General features: G+C 41.2%; 13 protein-coding genes. 5 read left to right on the forward strand and 8 right to left on the reverse strand.

Annotated elements, in window-relative coordinates:
- Positions 1-26: 26 nt before the first annotated feature.
- Both VYJ22_RS02455 and VYJ22_RS02460 read left to right on the forward strand, forming a co-directional pair.
- Positions 27-683, forward strand: coding sequence for a LysE family translocator (locus tag VYJ22_RS02455; protein WP_329904845.1), 657 nt, complete (start codon positions 27-29; stop codon positions 681-683).
- Positions 684-697: 14 nt separating this feature from the next.
- Entirely contained in the window at positions 698-1,345 is a 648-nt protein-coding gene (locus VYJ22_RS02460; RefSeq protein WP_329904846.1) for a carbohydrate-binding family 9-like protein, read from the forward strand.
- A gap of 63 nt (positions 1,346-1,408) precedes the next feature.
- On the opposite strand, the gene VYJ22_RS02465 is transcribed toward VYJ22_RS02460, so the two are convergent.
- The gene (locus VYJ22_RS02465; protein ID WP_329904847.1) at positions 1,409-3,406 is read right to left on the reverse strand and encodes a hypothetical protein; all 1,998 of its coding nucleotides are present in this window, start codon (positions 3,404-3,406) and stop codon (positions 1,409-1,411) included.
- A 182-nt stretch (positions 3,407-3,588) separates the two neighbouring features.
- Here VYJ22_RS02465 and VYJ22_RS02470 point away from each other — a divergent pair, with 182 nt between their 5' ends.
- From VYJ22_RS02470 to VYJ22_RS02480, 3 genes are all read left to right on the forward strand, one after another.
- Entirely contained in the window at positions 3,589-5,127 is a 1,539-nt protein-coding gene (locus VYJ22_RS02470; protein ID WP_329904849.1) for a hypothetical protein, read from the forward strand.
- Positions 5,124-5,636 carry a hypothetical protein gene (locus tag VYJ22_RS02475; protein WP_329904851.1) on the forward strand — a complete coding sequence of 171 codons (513 nt, stop codon included), beginning with the start codon at positions 5,124-5,126 and terminating at the stop codon, positions 5,634-5,636. Before VYJ22_RS02470 ends, VYJ22_RS02475 begins: the two co-directional genes overlap by 4 nt.
- A 147-nt stretch (positions 5,637-5,783) precedes the next feature.
- Positions 5,784-6,293, forward strand: a complete 510-nt coding sequence (locus VYJ22_RS02480; protein WP_329904852.1) for a hypothetical protein — start codon at positions 5,784-5,786, stop codon at positions 6,291-6,293.
- Here VYJ22_RS02480 and VYJ22_RS02485 read toward each other — a convergent pair.
- From VYJ22_RS02485 to VYJ22_RS02515, 7 genes are all read right to left on the reverse strand, one after another.
- Complete coding sequence (locus VYJ22_RS02485; protein WP_329903152.1) at positions 6,290-7,597, reverse strand: IS5 family transposase; 1,308 nt, start codon at positions 7,595-7,597, stop codon at positions 6,290-6,292. The genes VYJ22_RS02480 and VYJ22_RS02485 overlap by 4 nt on opposite strands.
- Positions 7,598-8,526: 929 nt before the next feature.
- Positions 8,527-9,324, reverse strand: coding sequence for an MBL fold metallo-hydrolase (locus VYJ22_RS02490; protein WP_329904854.1), 798 nt, complete (start codon positions 9,322-9,324; stop codon positions 8,527-8,529).
- A 67-nt stretch (positions 9,325-9,391) separates the two neighbouring features.
- Entirely contained in the window at positions 9,392-10,456 is a 1,065-nt protein-coding gene (locus VYJ22_RS02495) for an asparaginase (RefSeq protein ID WP_329904855.1), read from the reverse strand.
- 112 nt (positions 10,457-10,568) lie between these two features.
- The gene (locus tag VYJ22_RS02500) at positions 10,569-11,225 is read right to left on the reverse strand and encodes a trimeric intracellular cation channel family protein (protein ID WP_329904856.1); all 657 of its coding nucleotides are present in this window, start codon (positions 11,223-11,225) and stop codon (positions 10,569-10,571) included.
- An 18-nt stretch (positions 11,226-11,243) separates the two neighbouring features.
- On the reverse strand, positions 11,244-12,068 hold the full coding sequence (gene panB / locus VYJ22_RS02505) for a 3-methyl-2-oxobutanoate hydroxymethyltransferase (RefSeq protein WP_329904857.1): 825 nt from the start codon (positions 12,066-12,068) through the stop codon (positions 11,244-11,246).
- 125 nt (positions 12,069-12,193) lie between these two features.
- Positions 12,194-13,714, reverse strand: coding sequence for a glutamine-hydrolyzing GMP synthase (gene guaA, locus VYJ22_RS02510; protein WP_329904858.1), 1,521 nt, complete (start codon positions 13,712-13,714; stop codon positions 12,194-12,196).
- Between the two features lie 137 nt (positions 13,715-13,851).
- Positions 13,852-15,843 (reverse strand): RagB/SusD family nutrient uptake outer membrane protein, encoded by a 1,992-nt coding sequence (locus VYJ22_RS02515; protein ID WP_329904859.1) that lies wholly within the window; start codon positions 15,841-15,843, stop codon positions 13,852-13,854.

Genomic DNA, 15,843 nt, shown 5'->3' on the forward strand with positions numbered 1-15,843 from the left:
GACACAAGTACAAAAATTTTCAATTGATGATCATTACATTATTAAAAGGTATCGTTATAGGAACTCTCGTTGCAGCACCCATGGGTCCAATAGGAATTCTATGTCTCAGGGAAACCATACAACGTGGACGTAGAGAGGGGTTGCTTACCGGTGTAGGAGCTACTATAAGCGACACAGTGTATGGTATAATTTCTTATTTAGGCATAGGACTGGTGCTGGATTTCATAGCCGAAAACGATGCCGCATTACGTATCGTGGGCAGTTTGTTGATGCTTGCCTTCGGGTATTACCTTTATAAGAGTACGCCTACTCATAAACTCAAAGACTCCAAGGAACAGAAAATAGATTCAATGAAAGGCGTGCACAAAGTTGTGGCTTCGTTTTTGATCACACTGAGCAATCCTCTTATCGTATTCTTCTTTCTCGCTCTTTATTCGCGTTTCAACTTTGTCAAGGAATCCTTACATCCGTCACTGCAGTTTATTTCAGCGATCCTCGGTATCACGGTAGGAGGGCTTCTGTGGTGGTTTTTTATCACCTATATTGTCAATCATTTCAGGGAAAAAATAAGTATGAATGGAATTGTATGGATCAATAAGATCGTGGCGCTCCTATTCACCTTAATATCTGTGATCGGTTTGATATCCGGTATATGGATGATAATTTTTCCCGGACTTAGTTAACATCATTTTTGAATATGATACAAGCTACAATCCCTTACGTGGAAGAGCTGCCTACCAATACTATCGGATTCATGGAGGCTCAATCCATCCTGGAGAATAAAGGTAAAAGGATAAATATTGACCGGCACAACTGGGCTACCCGGTTCCCCTATGCTCCGCAGGTTTCTGTGTGGGTTGCTTATAACAAGGCAGGCCTCTATCTGTCTTACGTGTACGACGGATTGTCGCTGCGGGCATTGTCGCCCGGCGATGGTAATTATGTTCATGAAGATAGTTGTGTAGAGTTTTTTATGCAAAAGGAAGAGGGTGCATCATATACCAACTTTGAGTTCAATGTGGCCGGTGTCTGTTATGCGGCTTTTCATCAGACAAGAAAGCAAAGCCGAGTCTTTACCCCTGATGAGTACGCACGTATACTTCGCTATACCCCTCTTGAGGGGCAGATCATTCCTGAGCAGCATGGCGTACATGTATGGAAACTCACAGTAATGATCCCGTGGGATTTGATGGGGTATGACACTATCCCCCAAAAGTTTTATGCCAACTTTTATAATTGTGCAGACGGAACAAGTGATCCCCACTACATGAGTTGGTCTCCCATACCTTTGGACAAACCTAACTTCCATTGTCCCCAATATTTCGGTGAGATTATTCTACAGTAATATTCACCCCCTTCAGAGATATGATATTATGGCGCAACGGTATATCCGTTGCGCTTTTTGTATCTACACATTTATCCTGACGGAGAAGAATATGTTTTGTGACGGTGGTGATAGTTCGTTTCCTGAGCGATAGGTCCATTTGGACTCAACTGAGAGTTTATGCCCGTTGTTGTATCGGATACATAACCCCGTAAAATGGCCCTTGCCATACCCGAAAGCCGAGCTGTAAACATATCTCATACGTTGTTGAGGGAGATATAAACGGCTATCCCAGCCATCTGTATTATAGTAAGCATAATGTGCTCCGTATTTCCAATGTCCCTGCACATCTTGTCCGTCCAGTTTGAAGCTTACTCCCAAGCCCTTACTTGACTTCCTGGCTTGATCTTCCTCCGGTGTATTCTTTGCTAAAGAATAAGATGGCTCGATGTACAAAGCATATTGTTTGTTGGGGACAAAAGTAAATAGCCCACGTAGCGAATGTCTTGATTTACCTTTGTGATCAGAGAGATGTCTGTACCTGATGTTCCAGTTGATGTATCTATTTACCGTGTGCATGGCGTATACACTCCACTCCAGACCCCGTACTTTTTTTGAGGCTCTCCATCTTGGGCGCATACTCCTATAAACATCGGCATACATTCCCAGTGTGTACTGCTTGGAAGTCTTGGGCAATTCGGCACTTGCATATACTCCCCACTCATTACCGGCGTGCCGGTAGTGTGTGAGAGTCTGTCCGTAATAGCTCCAATAAGTGGGACCCAGAGCTCTGCCTATGATGTTGAAGAAGCCTATGTTATCATTGCTGTAGTTGATCCCCTGCACAGCAGCATAGCCATGAGTTGCAGATACTGCTCCTTCTCCGTAGACCTTCAGGCGTCCTGTTCCCGGCATATATTCGTAGTAGCTACCTATATTGTGATTGTTTCTCAGATGTTTCAGCTCTTCGATACCTGCATATCCCGGAGGCTGTAGCAATCTATCTTTACCAAAACTATAGTACAAAGCGCTTACGCCCCACTGACCATGATAATACTGGCGCACATAGAAAATTCCCATGGTGTAGATACGGGTAGTGTTCCTTCTTTTCCATTCACGGGGAGTCCGGTGAAGTCCCGTCTCTGTAAGGCTACTGATAGTCCACTGCCCATCGTTGTCTGTGCTCACGGTAGCGTCCAGAGGTAATGCTGACAACAATGCTACCCACCGGGACTTGCCTTTTTCATATTCCACGGCCATCCCTCTCATAAAACCGGATTCTGATGTTGCGTATTTTTCCCTCAGACCGGGTGATTTCTTACCTGCTTGATACTGCCATGAATATGTCCCTCGGACGAAGCCTTGATTGATTACAAGCCCGTACCCGAATCCAAATCGATAATCACCTAAGATGACTTGGCGGAGTCTTCCCCTATTTTTGAAAGCCATGTGTGCCGAATAGCTGTCAAACCCTTTGTGAATATCTTTGCTGAAAGGCTCCCCCATGTCTTTTTCTGCTGTTACTCCCATAGAAAACTTATGCTTCGATTGGTGACGAAACCGTACCGATGAATAGTAGTCTTCTCCAATCCATTTGCTCTTACCCTCCTGCACTTTGTCTCCTATTTTCCGCCCATAGACCATGGCCATCTCTGTATTGGCCCGCTGCTTCAACGACTTTTCGCCTATAAGGCTGAGTTTATCGGAATCGAATCTTATAAAGGCAGAGAATCGCTTGATGGTAGTAATATCCCACCCGTCTACGAGTTTGAGGTCGTATATTGAGTAAAGGCTTTTCTTATCTAGTATATAACTGACAAGTCTATTGATTTGAAAGCTATTGAGAAAAGGCAACCGTTCCAGATAGTCCTGGTTGATGTCCTTAGCCGGTAGAGGATTATCGGCCATGGCTTGGAGATTGTCCCACAATGCAGATAATTCCTCTTCTTGCAGTTCTGACCCTTCTGTCCTTTGCTCACGGGCATATTCTTCGAACCACGCTTCCCAGTCATGCACAAAAGCCTGTTCGTCTTGTGCATAAAGTGTGATACTACTGACAACGAAAAAGATAATCAAACTCATTACGTGGGGTGAGGTATGCATAGATTTGAGGTATAGAAATAGGTGTTAATCCAATGATTTTACAAATATAAGATTTTTGCTCATGCCTATCTCTGGCTCAATAACTATTTTGTAGTATTTGCATCTATTTCTATTATTTTCTTTATCTTACATGGGATTAACAACCAATAATTATTAATTAAATGAAAACACTAAGACTTCCTCTTCTTTTTTTTCTATCAGTATTTTTTTGGAGTTGTCAAAAGGATTTTGAAATCAAACAGGAATCAAATCCAAATGACAATATATCATTTATGAGTAATAGCCCTGAAGTCAGATCAGCTCAGGAGTGGTACAACAACATTTCTAAAATGAAAGCTACTAATAGTAGTGCCGAACTGTTTTTTAATAACCCTAAGTGGCGTTTCATAGGTGTATCTCAATTTAATAACTTCAAAGTTGTAGAGAACGATTTAACAGACGTTATCAAACTTGATTTCCTCGATGAAAGCAGTGCAGATAGATTTTTGAAAAACCCAGATGACTGGAAATATTTTCATTCTGTCAGTAGATTAGTCATTATCACAGACCCTAATAACAATAAATGCGGCTTTATAATGACCTTGATTCCTTCAAAAGAGTACATCGACAAACACTACGATAGGCTATCATACAATACATATTTACATAGAGAGCCTAACTATGATGGCTCCATAATTTTCCATGACCTTAATGGTTCACTTACCAATGGATGGATTTATAGTGAAGGTAAGATTATTAAACGGTTGACCAAAATCACCGATAATAATATCCCTGATAAAACTCAATTATATCCTATTTTTAGGAACCCGGGTGAGTATATGGTTGTACAAAAATCAAAAATTAGATCGGATTCGGAGTTTGGGTTTAATTTGAAATTAGATGAAATAGTTGTTGAAGGTAGAAAACGCAAATCCTCAAATGGTCAATCTAATAATTCCGAATGGTCAGATAGGCTGAAGAAAAGGCGAGTTGGCTCAGGTTCAAATTTAAATACCGAATGTATGACTATATCTGATGATGATGACTCTGGAGGGGGAGGAGTTGATTTATCACCCTTGACACCCGAGCCAATAATTTTAGAAAAAGAGTCTTTTAAAAAATCTAACATTAAAAAAATTTATGATAGATTGATGGAATCTAGTAATCTGATGCAAAAAATCCAACAAATGTTCTTAGGTAAAAATGCAGTTGGCAACCTAATTTTATCAGTTGAGAAAATGAAAGGATCTGCTTTTGCAAAAACATACCCTCCAGGCAACACAGAGAAAAATCCTGGTAATTTCAATACCCATATTGCCTTTAACGAAGATGAAATTAATAAGCTTTCTGATATACTACAGGCTTCGGTGGTGATTCATGAAATGGTGCATGCAAGAGTTCATAGCATATTACTGTCTGAATCCAAACACTTACCCATTGTGAACATGGCAGTGGTGGATGAAAAATATTTCAATCATGATTATCCAGGGCTACATGACTACTTCCAACGTTTTCAACAGGAAGCCCAGCATGAATATATTGCTGCCAATTACATCAATATCTTCTGTGAAATAATGACAGACTTTGACCCCAATTATTCAAACGATGAGTGCGAAGCTCTCATTTGGATGGGGCTTCAAGGTACTAAACAGTGGAGTAATTTGGGAAGTGACAGGCAACAAAGAATAATCCAAATATATAATCGTATAGCTTATAGATGATGAAAAAAATAAAAGAAACTAAGGGAATTTACGTTTTATTATTTAGCGCTATTATCTGGATAGCAACCATAAAAATTGTATCCGCTCAAAAGAATGCAGATACCATTCCTAAACCGTATGTAATAGCAGATACCGTATATATCTACAATGACCACTTTAATAATCCTCCCCGAAAAGATTTTAAAGAAAACAGATATTGGACAAAAATCATAAGTAAATATGATCGAAACTTTTTTCTTTATCAAGAAAATTGGCGTCTCACTGACCACTTCTTTTTTTGTGGTAATCTAGGTGAGCCATTATCAATGGATGAGTTTAAAAAGCTTAAGTTTTCTAAAATCAATGACCTTAAGAAACCCCTTAAAAACATTATGTGGAAATATAATCCGACTTATTTTAATTTATCTGAGTATTACCCAAACGTTTTCGTTGTGCATCGACAAAGAGACAAAAAGTTTTACCTTTATAAAATAACGAAGTGGGAATCAAATTTAGCTCCCATTTTCTGATCTTTAATTTTTCTCGCACTCCTCAAATAACATAAGGGAGTGCGAGGCTCTCATTTGGATGGGGCTTCAAGGCACTAAACAGTGGGATAATCTAGGAAAAATAAAACGTGATAGAATAAAAGAAATCTACAATCGTATTGGCCATAGATGATGAAAAATAATAATAAATCTATCCTGATTAAGTTGATTATAAGCTTATTCATATTCAGTATTGCTTATATAAACAAAGCATCTACTCATGCAAATAAAGATACCATAGTTGAAAAGTATGTCAATCTAGATACCATTTACATCTACTACGACTACTACGATAATCCAACTCAAATGGACAACAATAAAGAAAGAATTTGGAGACTCTCATACAGACCTGAAGCTGGTTGGTATTTTGTTCATCAAAAGTACTGGCGCATATCAAATTATTTCTATTTTGCTAAGGATTATGGAAAACTTCTTTCAATAGAAGGCTTTGAAAAGCTGAAGTTGTCTAATATCGATAACCTTATGAAACCTCTAAAAGATATTATGTGGAAAGACAATCCACTTTGTATGAATTTAATTTCGTATTACCCAAACGTGATCATTGTACATCGTCAACGTGACAAAAGGATTTACCTTTATAAAATAACGAAATGGGATTCTTATTTAGTCGTCCCTTAAAAAGCACATTTCAGCGCAATCCTCTCCATTGGGAGTGTTTCGCTGATTTTGTTTATTAGGTACAAAAGAAGCTTCATGGCTCTTTTGAAGTTATATGCCGCTGCAGCTAACATTACATTGATAGCATCCCCGAAGAGCCCTTTGTAAAAGTTACGTCCTAAGCGATAATCTGACTTCAAATGTCCGATAGTTGGTTCTATTCCTGCACGCTTGCAGAAAAGTCGATGCTTCTTTTTACGTTGATAATAACTGTCTTTAGCTTTTGGAGTGTCAGGAATCAATATTTGCGTACCGTTTATTTCTTTTTTCCCACGGTAACCTCTATCTCCGGCCAATTTCTTAATCCTTTCTCCCGTGAGTCTCTTCACCTGATCGAGGCTTTGCTCTATGGTATGTCCGTCATACTCATTACGGAAAGAAGAGGCTCCCAAAATCACTCCCGTCATGGAGCGTATAATCGAGACTTTGTTTCCAAACTCATATTTTTTGTGCTCCTTACCTTTACTGATGCATTGAACATCCGGTTCATGAATAGAATAAATCTTTTGAGTGGAATTACGCCGTTGCGAAAGAATCCTTTCAAAGAGGGAAATGAGTTTGTCGTACTCCCTGTTATTACCCAGGTTTCGTTTAAGTTCCCGAACCAAACGTCCCGCTATTGTTCGTAACCGTTTATCCGCTTTAAGAGCTTTCTTACGGTTCTTGGGATGGTTGCGAAAACGTTGATCCCGATAAATTCTTTTCAATACGAAAGTATAGCTTTGACGAATGGGTAGATTGAGAGCCCTTACGATTTTGAGAACCTTGCCTACTATCTTCTTATGCAACTTGGCATCTGTAGGATAAGTCACATTCTTTTCCTGCACGGTGGAGTCTATAAAAGCGGTATCGTGGTGATCCTTCTCATTTTTGTCATCATTCACACGAATACTTTCTGCAAGAATAAGCTCTATCCCTCTTTCGCCGATACGTTTGCGGAAGTGAACCAGTTCCGAGGCATTGCAGGGAAAGGAAGGAGTAAACTCCTGCATGCCACAAAAATATTGAAAATAAGCGTTCTCACTCCATTGTTCTACAACAGATTCATCTGAAATATTGCGCAAATGCTTCAGAATTAAAAGACCACACATTAAACGAATAGGCTTACCGGGACGACCATTGTCAGGGCAATACAAGGAAGAAAAATCCTCTTCGAACCTTTTCCAATCGATTTTATGGGAAAGTTTATACAGAGGATGTTGCTGGTTAAGCAAATCGTCCAGCGAAGAGAATAGAGATTGAACTGTTTGAGTAGGGCGTATCATAAAAAATCTGCAAGTTTCTACATCCAAAGATACAAAAACTTGCAGATTTATCAAAGAGTATAAGAATGTAATTCACTGTATATCAGAAAATAAACGCGATTTTAAGGGGCGACTATTTAGCTCCCATATTCTGATCACGGACTCTCCTCGCACTCTTCAGACAATAGTACGAGGAGTGCGAGGCTCTGATTTGGAAGGGGCTTCAAAAGACTAAACAGTGGAAAATTGGTTATAAAAGGAATACTACCACTCCTTGAGTAGTAGTAATCAAATCTGAGATAATTTCCTTAAATTACACCTGTCTGTGTAAGCCTCATTATTATTACTCTCTTGCCCTTCAAAAATTTAAGATAACATTTTTGAGCGTTACAAATTTTTTAGAGAAAGTATCTTTATTTTTCTTCTTTATCCTCTTTATCCTTTAATTTATACTTAATAGAACCAACTATTGGAGGTAAGATGAGTAGAGCACTCATGACTCTTCTGTCATAAATATCAGTGACTTGATTGTAGATGAGCCAGGCGAAGAATGCAATATATGAGCCTATATGTAAGACCGTAAAAATACGATGCAATAGTTTTTTAGAAATAATTCTACTCAAATTATTGTTTTTCATTGTATGCTCCTTTCTCCAATTATAGTTTATTTCAAATTATATGCTGGTTGAGACCGTTGTATAACAGGCCAATTGCTTCGTTGCTTGCGAGATTCGCGCTTGGTCATTTACCTGAAGTAAACTCCCTGTGCACTCACTCTTAGCGCCTTGCACTTTACCTTCTCTGCCCGGTCAAAGTGTCTTTTGTCGGCTTTGCCTCCAAAATCCATGAGACTGTTGACTTTTGCAACAGTCTCGGTTATATGAGGGCAAAATAATTCTTCTCTGATAAGAGAATAGCACTCCGAATATACCATGTGGGCAAAGTCGTGTTTATGGCTCCAGCAGATACATGGGAGAGCAGCTTGTGCGTCGCAATGCCGTGAGTGAGATGTCCTTGCCCACTCTGATACCTTCACAAAAAAGTCGATACTCTACTGTTTTCCAACACAGTTCAGGGTGATTATTGTCTTTGCTGAGATGACATAGCCAAATGTTTTTCATATTGGGATGATAGATAGAAGCCAGAAAGTCGGCTGTATCCTGATTACTGATATGTCCCAGAGGGCCGGATACTCTTTCTTTGAGAAATTGTGGGTATTGTCCACCCCAAAGCATCTCTTCGTCATAATTAGCTTCCATAACCAAATGATCTGCCATGGATGCAAAATGCTTAATCTCAGGAGTGATATGCCCCACATCTGTAATAAGGGTAAACCTAAACCCCGGTGCTGTAATGTGGTAGCCTACATTTTCAGAGCTGTCGTGAGGTACGAGGAATGGTGTGATATCAAAATTTCCTAGGGTAAATGTCTCATTGGGGCATATAACCCTTTTGGATGAGAATAGACTCTCTTGTACAAAACGACTCTTTTCAATGCCTTTGTGTACGGATTGGGTAGCATAGACGGGAAGGTGATGTACTTCTCCTATGCACCCGATGGTACGTATATGATCGGCATGGTCATGTGTGACGAGTACACCTTTGAGGTGATTGGCGTCAAAGGGTATTTGCTCTTGTTTGAGCGATTTTATGATGGTGCGGATGGGGATTCCCGCATCTAGTAGTATTCCTTCGTTATCATTACCCAGATAGTAGCAGTTACCACTGCTGCCACTGGACAAACTCATAAATTTTATCAACTTCTATATCTCCTCTTGCTTCTTGATCCTGTAGGGCTCATTGTGTATGATCCGTTCAGTGGTGACAGTACACACCCTCTATGCTTATTTCACCACGCAAAGGTAAACACATTTGGCATTTTACTTCTTCAGGAGAAAGGTTTTGCCCGAAGAGGTACATCAATTTTACCAGCGCACATTCACTAGTGCTGTCATAACCGCTGACGAGTCCTATCTTCTCGAGCAGATGTCCTGTCTCGTAACGAGTCATATCCACATAGCCCGTAACACACTGAGTTACGTTTACAATGACTTTCCCATTCTTTACAGCTTTTTCCAAAGCCTCGAGGAACCACTCATCCATAGGAGCATTGCCACTCCCGAATGTTTCCAATACGATGCCTTTGAGCCCGGGTATGGCAAGGTAGCTCTCTACTACTTCTCTGGTAATCCCAGGGTAAAGCTTGAGTATGCCTACGTTGGGATTGAGGTTTGTACTGATTGAGAAAGGGGGCATATCATGCGGGAGTTGCATGATAGCGCCATCATTATATTTAATATCTATACCTGCATATGCCAGCTGGGGATAGTTGAACGAATCAAACGCATTGAACTGATCAGCACTTACTTTGGAGGTTCTATTCCCTCTCATGAGGTAATTTTCGAAGAAGATGCAAACTTCCGGCACTCGTGCTTTACCGTTGATTTTGGCTGCTGCTATCTCGATGGCTGTAATGAGGTTTTCTTTTCCGTCTGTTCTTAATTTGCCTATTGGTAATTGCGACCCTGTAAGGATAACAGGTTTGGACAAGTTGTTGAGCAAAAAGCTCAGCGCACATGCGGTGTAGGACATTGTATCGGTACCGTGGAGTACGACAAATCCGTCATGACTGTCATAATTGTCCCTGATAATCTCCGCTATGCGTATCCACTCCTGCGGGGTTATCGCAGAGGAGTCTATAGGGGGATCGAACTGCTCTACTGATATATTACATCCGAAGCGATTAAGCTCCGGAACATTCTTGTTGAGGTAGGTGAAGTCAAAAGCTTCAAGTACGCCTGTAGCCGGGTTTTCTACCATACCGATAGTACCTCCCGTGTAAATGATGAGAATGGAGCTTTCAGTATTAGGTCTTTGCATTGGGTGGTGTGAATGAAAAAGTGTGGTTTAATCATCAATGCTTCTATCGGAATAAAAGCATATTAGGCTACAAGATATGAATTACCTCTCAAAACTCCAATAAAATATTCTATTAATTATCACAATCGTTGGTGCGTAGGCGGTCATCACCTCTAAAAGTAGGGATGCTGATGTGGTATGTAACAGCTATGATGCGTACCAGTACAACGAATGCGGCAGAAAAGAACTGCATCCAAGGTATAGACATATTGGTAAAATGAAGCAGTACCACATACATCACTCCTCCCAACAAGCATGCCACGGCATAAATATCCTTACGGAATATAAGCGGTACTTCGTGAATGAGCACATCTCGCATCATACCTCCGAACGAGCCGGTGATAGTACCCATAATCAAGGCTACCCACCATCCGAACCCCGCATCATAGGTTTTGGCTATACCCACAACGACAAAGAGTCCGAGCCCGATAGCATCGAAAAGAAACAACGTGTTGTCGAGCCGGACGATAACTTTGCTAAAAGTAATAGTAAAAGCTAGGGCTAATGCTGTGATAATAAGATATGATGGTTGTTCCATCCAAAAGGGGGTGACGTTGAGCATGACGTCTCTCAATGTCCCTCCCCCTACTGCTGTTACAAAACCGATGACATATGCTCCAAACCAGTCAAAGCGTTTGGCAGCAGCAAGTCTGATGCCGCTGATAGCAAAGGCGAAAGTGCCCAAATAGTCGCACCAAGCGACAAAATCGGTAGCGTTTGTTACTGACAATGGCTATCTGTATTTATCTTAGTACTGCTCTTTTTCACTGGGGAAGTCTGAGCCTTTTACATCCGAAACATACTGAGACACGGCTTGGGTGATCTGCTCTCCCACATTGGCATAGCGTCTCAAAAAGCGTGGATTGAATCCGTCGTTGATTCCCAACATATCATGCATTACAAGTACCTGACCGTCTACTGCTCCACCCGCTCCAATACCAATGACCGGGATAGTGAGCTCCGATGCTACCTGCGCTGCCAAAGTGGCCGGTATTTTTTCTAAAACGAGAGAGAAACAACCGAGGGATTGGAGGAGCTTGGCATCCTCAATAAGTCTGTGTGCTTCTGTCTCCTCCTTGGCTCGGACGTTATAGGACCCGAATTGATTGATGGATTGGGGGGTGAGTCCCAGGTGTCCCATGACAGGTATTCCGGCTGATATAATCTTGGCTACAGACTCTTTCACACATGTGCCTCCTTCAAGTTTGATGCAGTCGGCATTGGTTTCCTTCATGATGCGTATGGCTGAGGCCAATGCTACTTCGGGATTACCTTGGTATGAGCCGAAAGGCATATCCACCACGACTAACGCTCGGCTTACGGCTCTCATGACTGATGAGCCGTGATATATCATTTGATCCAGAGTGATGGGGAGTGTGGTTACATGCCCTGCCATGACGTTGGCAGCAGAGTCTCCCACGAGGATGACATCTATACCTGCCGAATCGATAAGCTTTGCCATAGAGTAGTCATAGGCTGTGAGCATGCTGATTTTTTCACCACGGCTCTTCATCTCTGTGAGGCGGTGGGTGGTGACTTTTCTTTTGTCTTCAGGTTGGAATTGTGTAGACACGATTTTGTAAAATGTTAGCATAGGAAGGGATTATTGGACATATCCCATACTCAATAACCCTTCCTATTTTATGTTTTTGTTTCTATATTTTTAATCTGTCACAGATTAAAGTTCTTTCTTGAGCCTTATTCCCACTCAATGGTGCTGGGCGGTTTGGATGAGATATCATATACTACACGGTTTACTCCACGTACTTTATTGATAATCTCATTGGAAACCTTGGCGAGGAATTCATAAGGCAAATGCGCCCAATCCGCTGTCATCGCATCGGTGGAAGTAACTGCTCTCAGAGCTATGGTGTACTCATAGGTACGTTCGTCACCCATCACGCCTACAGATTTTATGGGGAGCAGTATGGCGCCTGCCTGCCATATATCTTTGTACAAATCCCACTCACGCATGAGGCTCATGTAGATGTCATCGGCATTCTGTAGGATTGTCACTTTTTCTTCAGTGATGTCTCCCAAAACACGGATTCCCAGACCGGGTCCCGGGAACGGATGGCGATGTATCAAATGAGGCATCATCCCAAGCTCAAGTCCTACACGGCGTACCTCATCTTTGAAAAGAAGTCTCAAAGGCTCTACAAGCTTCAAGTGCATTTTCTCGGGAAGTCCCCCTACATTGTGGTGGCTTTTGATGACCATCCCCGTAATGCTGAGCGATTCGATAACGTCAGGATAGATAGTGCCCTGTCCCAACCATTTAATATCTTTGAGTTTGTGAGCTTCTTCATCAAATACTTCAATGAAGCCTCTTCCTATGATTTTGCGCTTTTCTTCAGGATCTGTAACCCCTTTGAGGGCTGAGAAGAATTTTTCTTTTGCATTGACGCCTATGACATTAAGCCCCAGGTGCTCATAATCATGCATTACATTTTCAAATTCATTCTTTCTCAGCAAACCATGGTCTACAAAAATACAAGTAAGGTTTTTACCTATGGCTTTGTGGAGCAGTACTGCTGTCACGGAAGAGTCTACGCCTCCCGATAGAGCAAGGATTACTTTGTCGTTGCCCAACTGCTCCTTGAGTTCTGCTACGGTGCTTTCTATAAATGAGGCGGCTGTCCAGTTACCTTTGATACCGCAGATGTCGATGAAATTTTCCAAGAGCAGGGTACCTTGTTCCGAGTGGAATACTTCAGGGTGGAACTGTACGCCCCATGTTTGCTCTCCATCGATATGAAATGCTGCTGCCGGTACGTCACCGGTGCTTGCAATGAGTCGATATTTTTCAGGAATTTTTGTGATGGTATCGCCGTGTGACATCCATACCGTGGAGCCTTCGTTGATACCTCTCATCAATGGGTCTTTGGGTTCTACAATATTGAGATGAGCTCTACCGTATTCACGAGAGTCACATGGCTCTACCTTGCCTCCGAATTGATGTACCAAGCTTTGTGCACCGAAACATATGCCTAATATGGGCAACTTACCTCTGATGAGACTCAGATCCGTGCGGAATGCTTTTTCGTCATAAACGGAGTATGGGCTGCCTGAAAGGATAATACCGCGGATACCCTTGAGATCTTCAGGAAGTTTGTTATAGGGAACTATTTCGCAATAGGTGTTGAGTTCTCTGACACGTCTGCCGATAAGCTGTGTGGTCTGAGACCCAAAGTCAAGTATTAAAATCTTCTCCTGCATGCTGATTGAGAAATAAATAATTTGGATTTCAATCGCAAAGATAAGCAATTACGATGACACTGTAGGTATAATAAAATAACGCCCCGGATAGAACTCAATCTATTCGGGGCGTTATCAAAGTTTCTTAGTCTACTTAATTATTCTAAAGCTTTTGCATTAGGTTTAGTAGGCCAATAGGGATTTTGATACAAATTGGAGTTTTCAGCCGTCTTATCCGGTGATGCAAGCTCCATTTGTCTGTAAGGCAACGGTGCTAAATAGATTGCTTTATATGTATTATAGCCATTGAATACTGTATTTGTCGCAACATTCACAATTTGATATGGTCTCAAATACTTACTCAAACTCTTGGCTGATACGTTTGCTTTGGCAGAGCCATCTGCTAATAATGTACCACCACCTGTTTCTCCGGGTTTGGGATTGACATATAATTCATTTTTGTACGCTTCGTCCCAGAGATTAAATCCTTCTACTATGTAATTCTTTACTTGATCCAATGATCTCCAGCGTAAAACATCTTCCCAACGCATTCCTTCACTAACGAACTCATCACGTCTTTCACGTCTGATATTATAAAGAGTAGCATCTGTAAGTAATTTACCCGCAGAGTAGGCTCCCCAGTCTGCTGTTTCTTTCTGCATATCGGTAGCATTGATGGTTTTCCTATAATCCTCATCCACTCCGGCTCTTTTGCGAATGTTCTTCCAGTATTTATCAGCCGTAGCGTCTATTGTCTTATTTTTTAGATAAGAAGCTTCGATGTAATTCAGATAAGCTTCTACAGCTCTGTAAACAGGAGCACCGGCTTGACAAGTAAGGTCAGATCCCGGACCTTCCGAAGGATCATAATTTAAGAACTTACGACTCCTATATCCTGTGACATCTCGAGTTTCATTGAGATTTATAATATAAGGCACTACAAATGATCCATTTGATTTATTCAGATCTACTGGATCACCCTCTCCGAGAACGAAAAGATTCAATCTGTCATCGCGCCCAATTTTGGTGTCACTTATTTTCACATCACCTTTGTAGCCTGAGCGAGCGTCATAGATAGGGTATCCGTTTTTCATAATGAAGCTTTCCATCATACTTCTTGTAAGCCCTGTATTTCCTCCTCTACGAATGTATATACTTACTCCATGAGCTACACTTAGATCAGAGTTATACTGTCTCCAAAATATAATCTCAGGATATTGTCCCATATCTCTTGCGCCAAACATCTCAAAATATGGATTCCAACCGCTAAATTTGCCCCCTTCAGGATTAAACTTACCACTATTCTCCGTGAGTCTCACTCTCTCAGCAACATCTTTTGAAGCAACCATAGATTGATCAAGGAACCAGTTGATTTCGTTATCAAGATCTATTTTGAAATCTTTGTTGTAGGCCATTTTTGCTCCGGGCCAATTGGGGCCTCCGGGGACTCGTGGTGTATCACGATGATAAGTAAGGAACGTAGCTTCAAAAAGAGCTACTCTTGACTTCGCAATCAAGGCCGCATCACGAGTAAGGCGAGTACGATTGAATGCGTTTGTTTTCATCAACAATGCTGCTGAGTCCAGGTCTGAGATGATTTGTCTTGCTACGATATTACGTGGAGCCCTTTTCCCGTTTTCAACTAAAACTTCGTCTTTATCAGGTAGAGGTGTCAAAATAATGGGAAAATCCCCGTAAGTTTGGAGTTTGTCATAGTAAGCCATGGCTCTGAGCATGTAGACTTCCCCAATATAATGCTTGATGTTTTCCGGATTACCGGAGATACTTTTGCTTTTCCATTTAGGGAGTACATTATTCAAGAAATAATTACAACCGCGAATTGTACTCATTCCCAGATTACCATCAGCAGGAACTGTTCTTTTTCCTACTTCAAATCTTGCTAAACTGGCATCAGAGGTAGCCTGATTGTCGGTATGGTCATCATAACGTCCAATTCCTGTACTCCAGCCTCCATGAGAATTGAAAATAAAAGGATAGTATGCAATTGGATATGATGCCAAGTCACTTTCTGTATTCAGGTAGTTCTCCGGCCCTACTTCTGATCCTGGCTGTCTATCGAGGAAGTCATTGCATGATACCAGTGATACACAAGCCAACGTCAATATGAGTGATTTATTTAAGAAATTCAT

Origin of the sequence: Porphyromonas pogonae (genome assembly GCF_036320655.1) — a bacterium.
In the GTDB taxonomy this organism is placed as follows: Bacteria; Bacteroidota; Bacteroidia; order Bacteroidales; family Porphyromonadaceae; genus Porphyromonas; species Porphyromonas pogonae.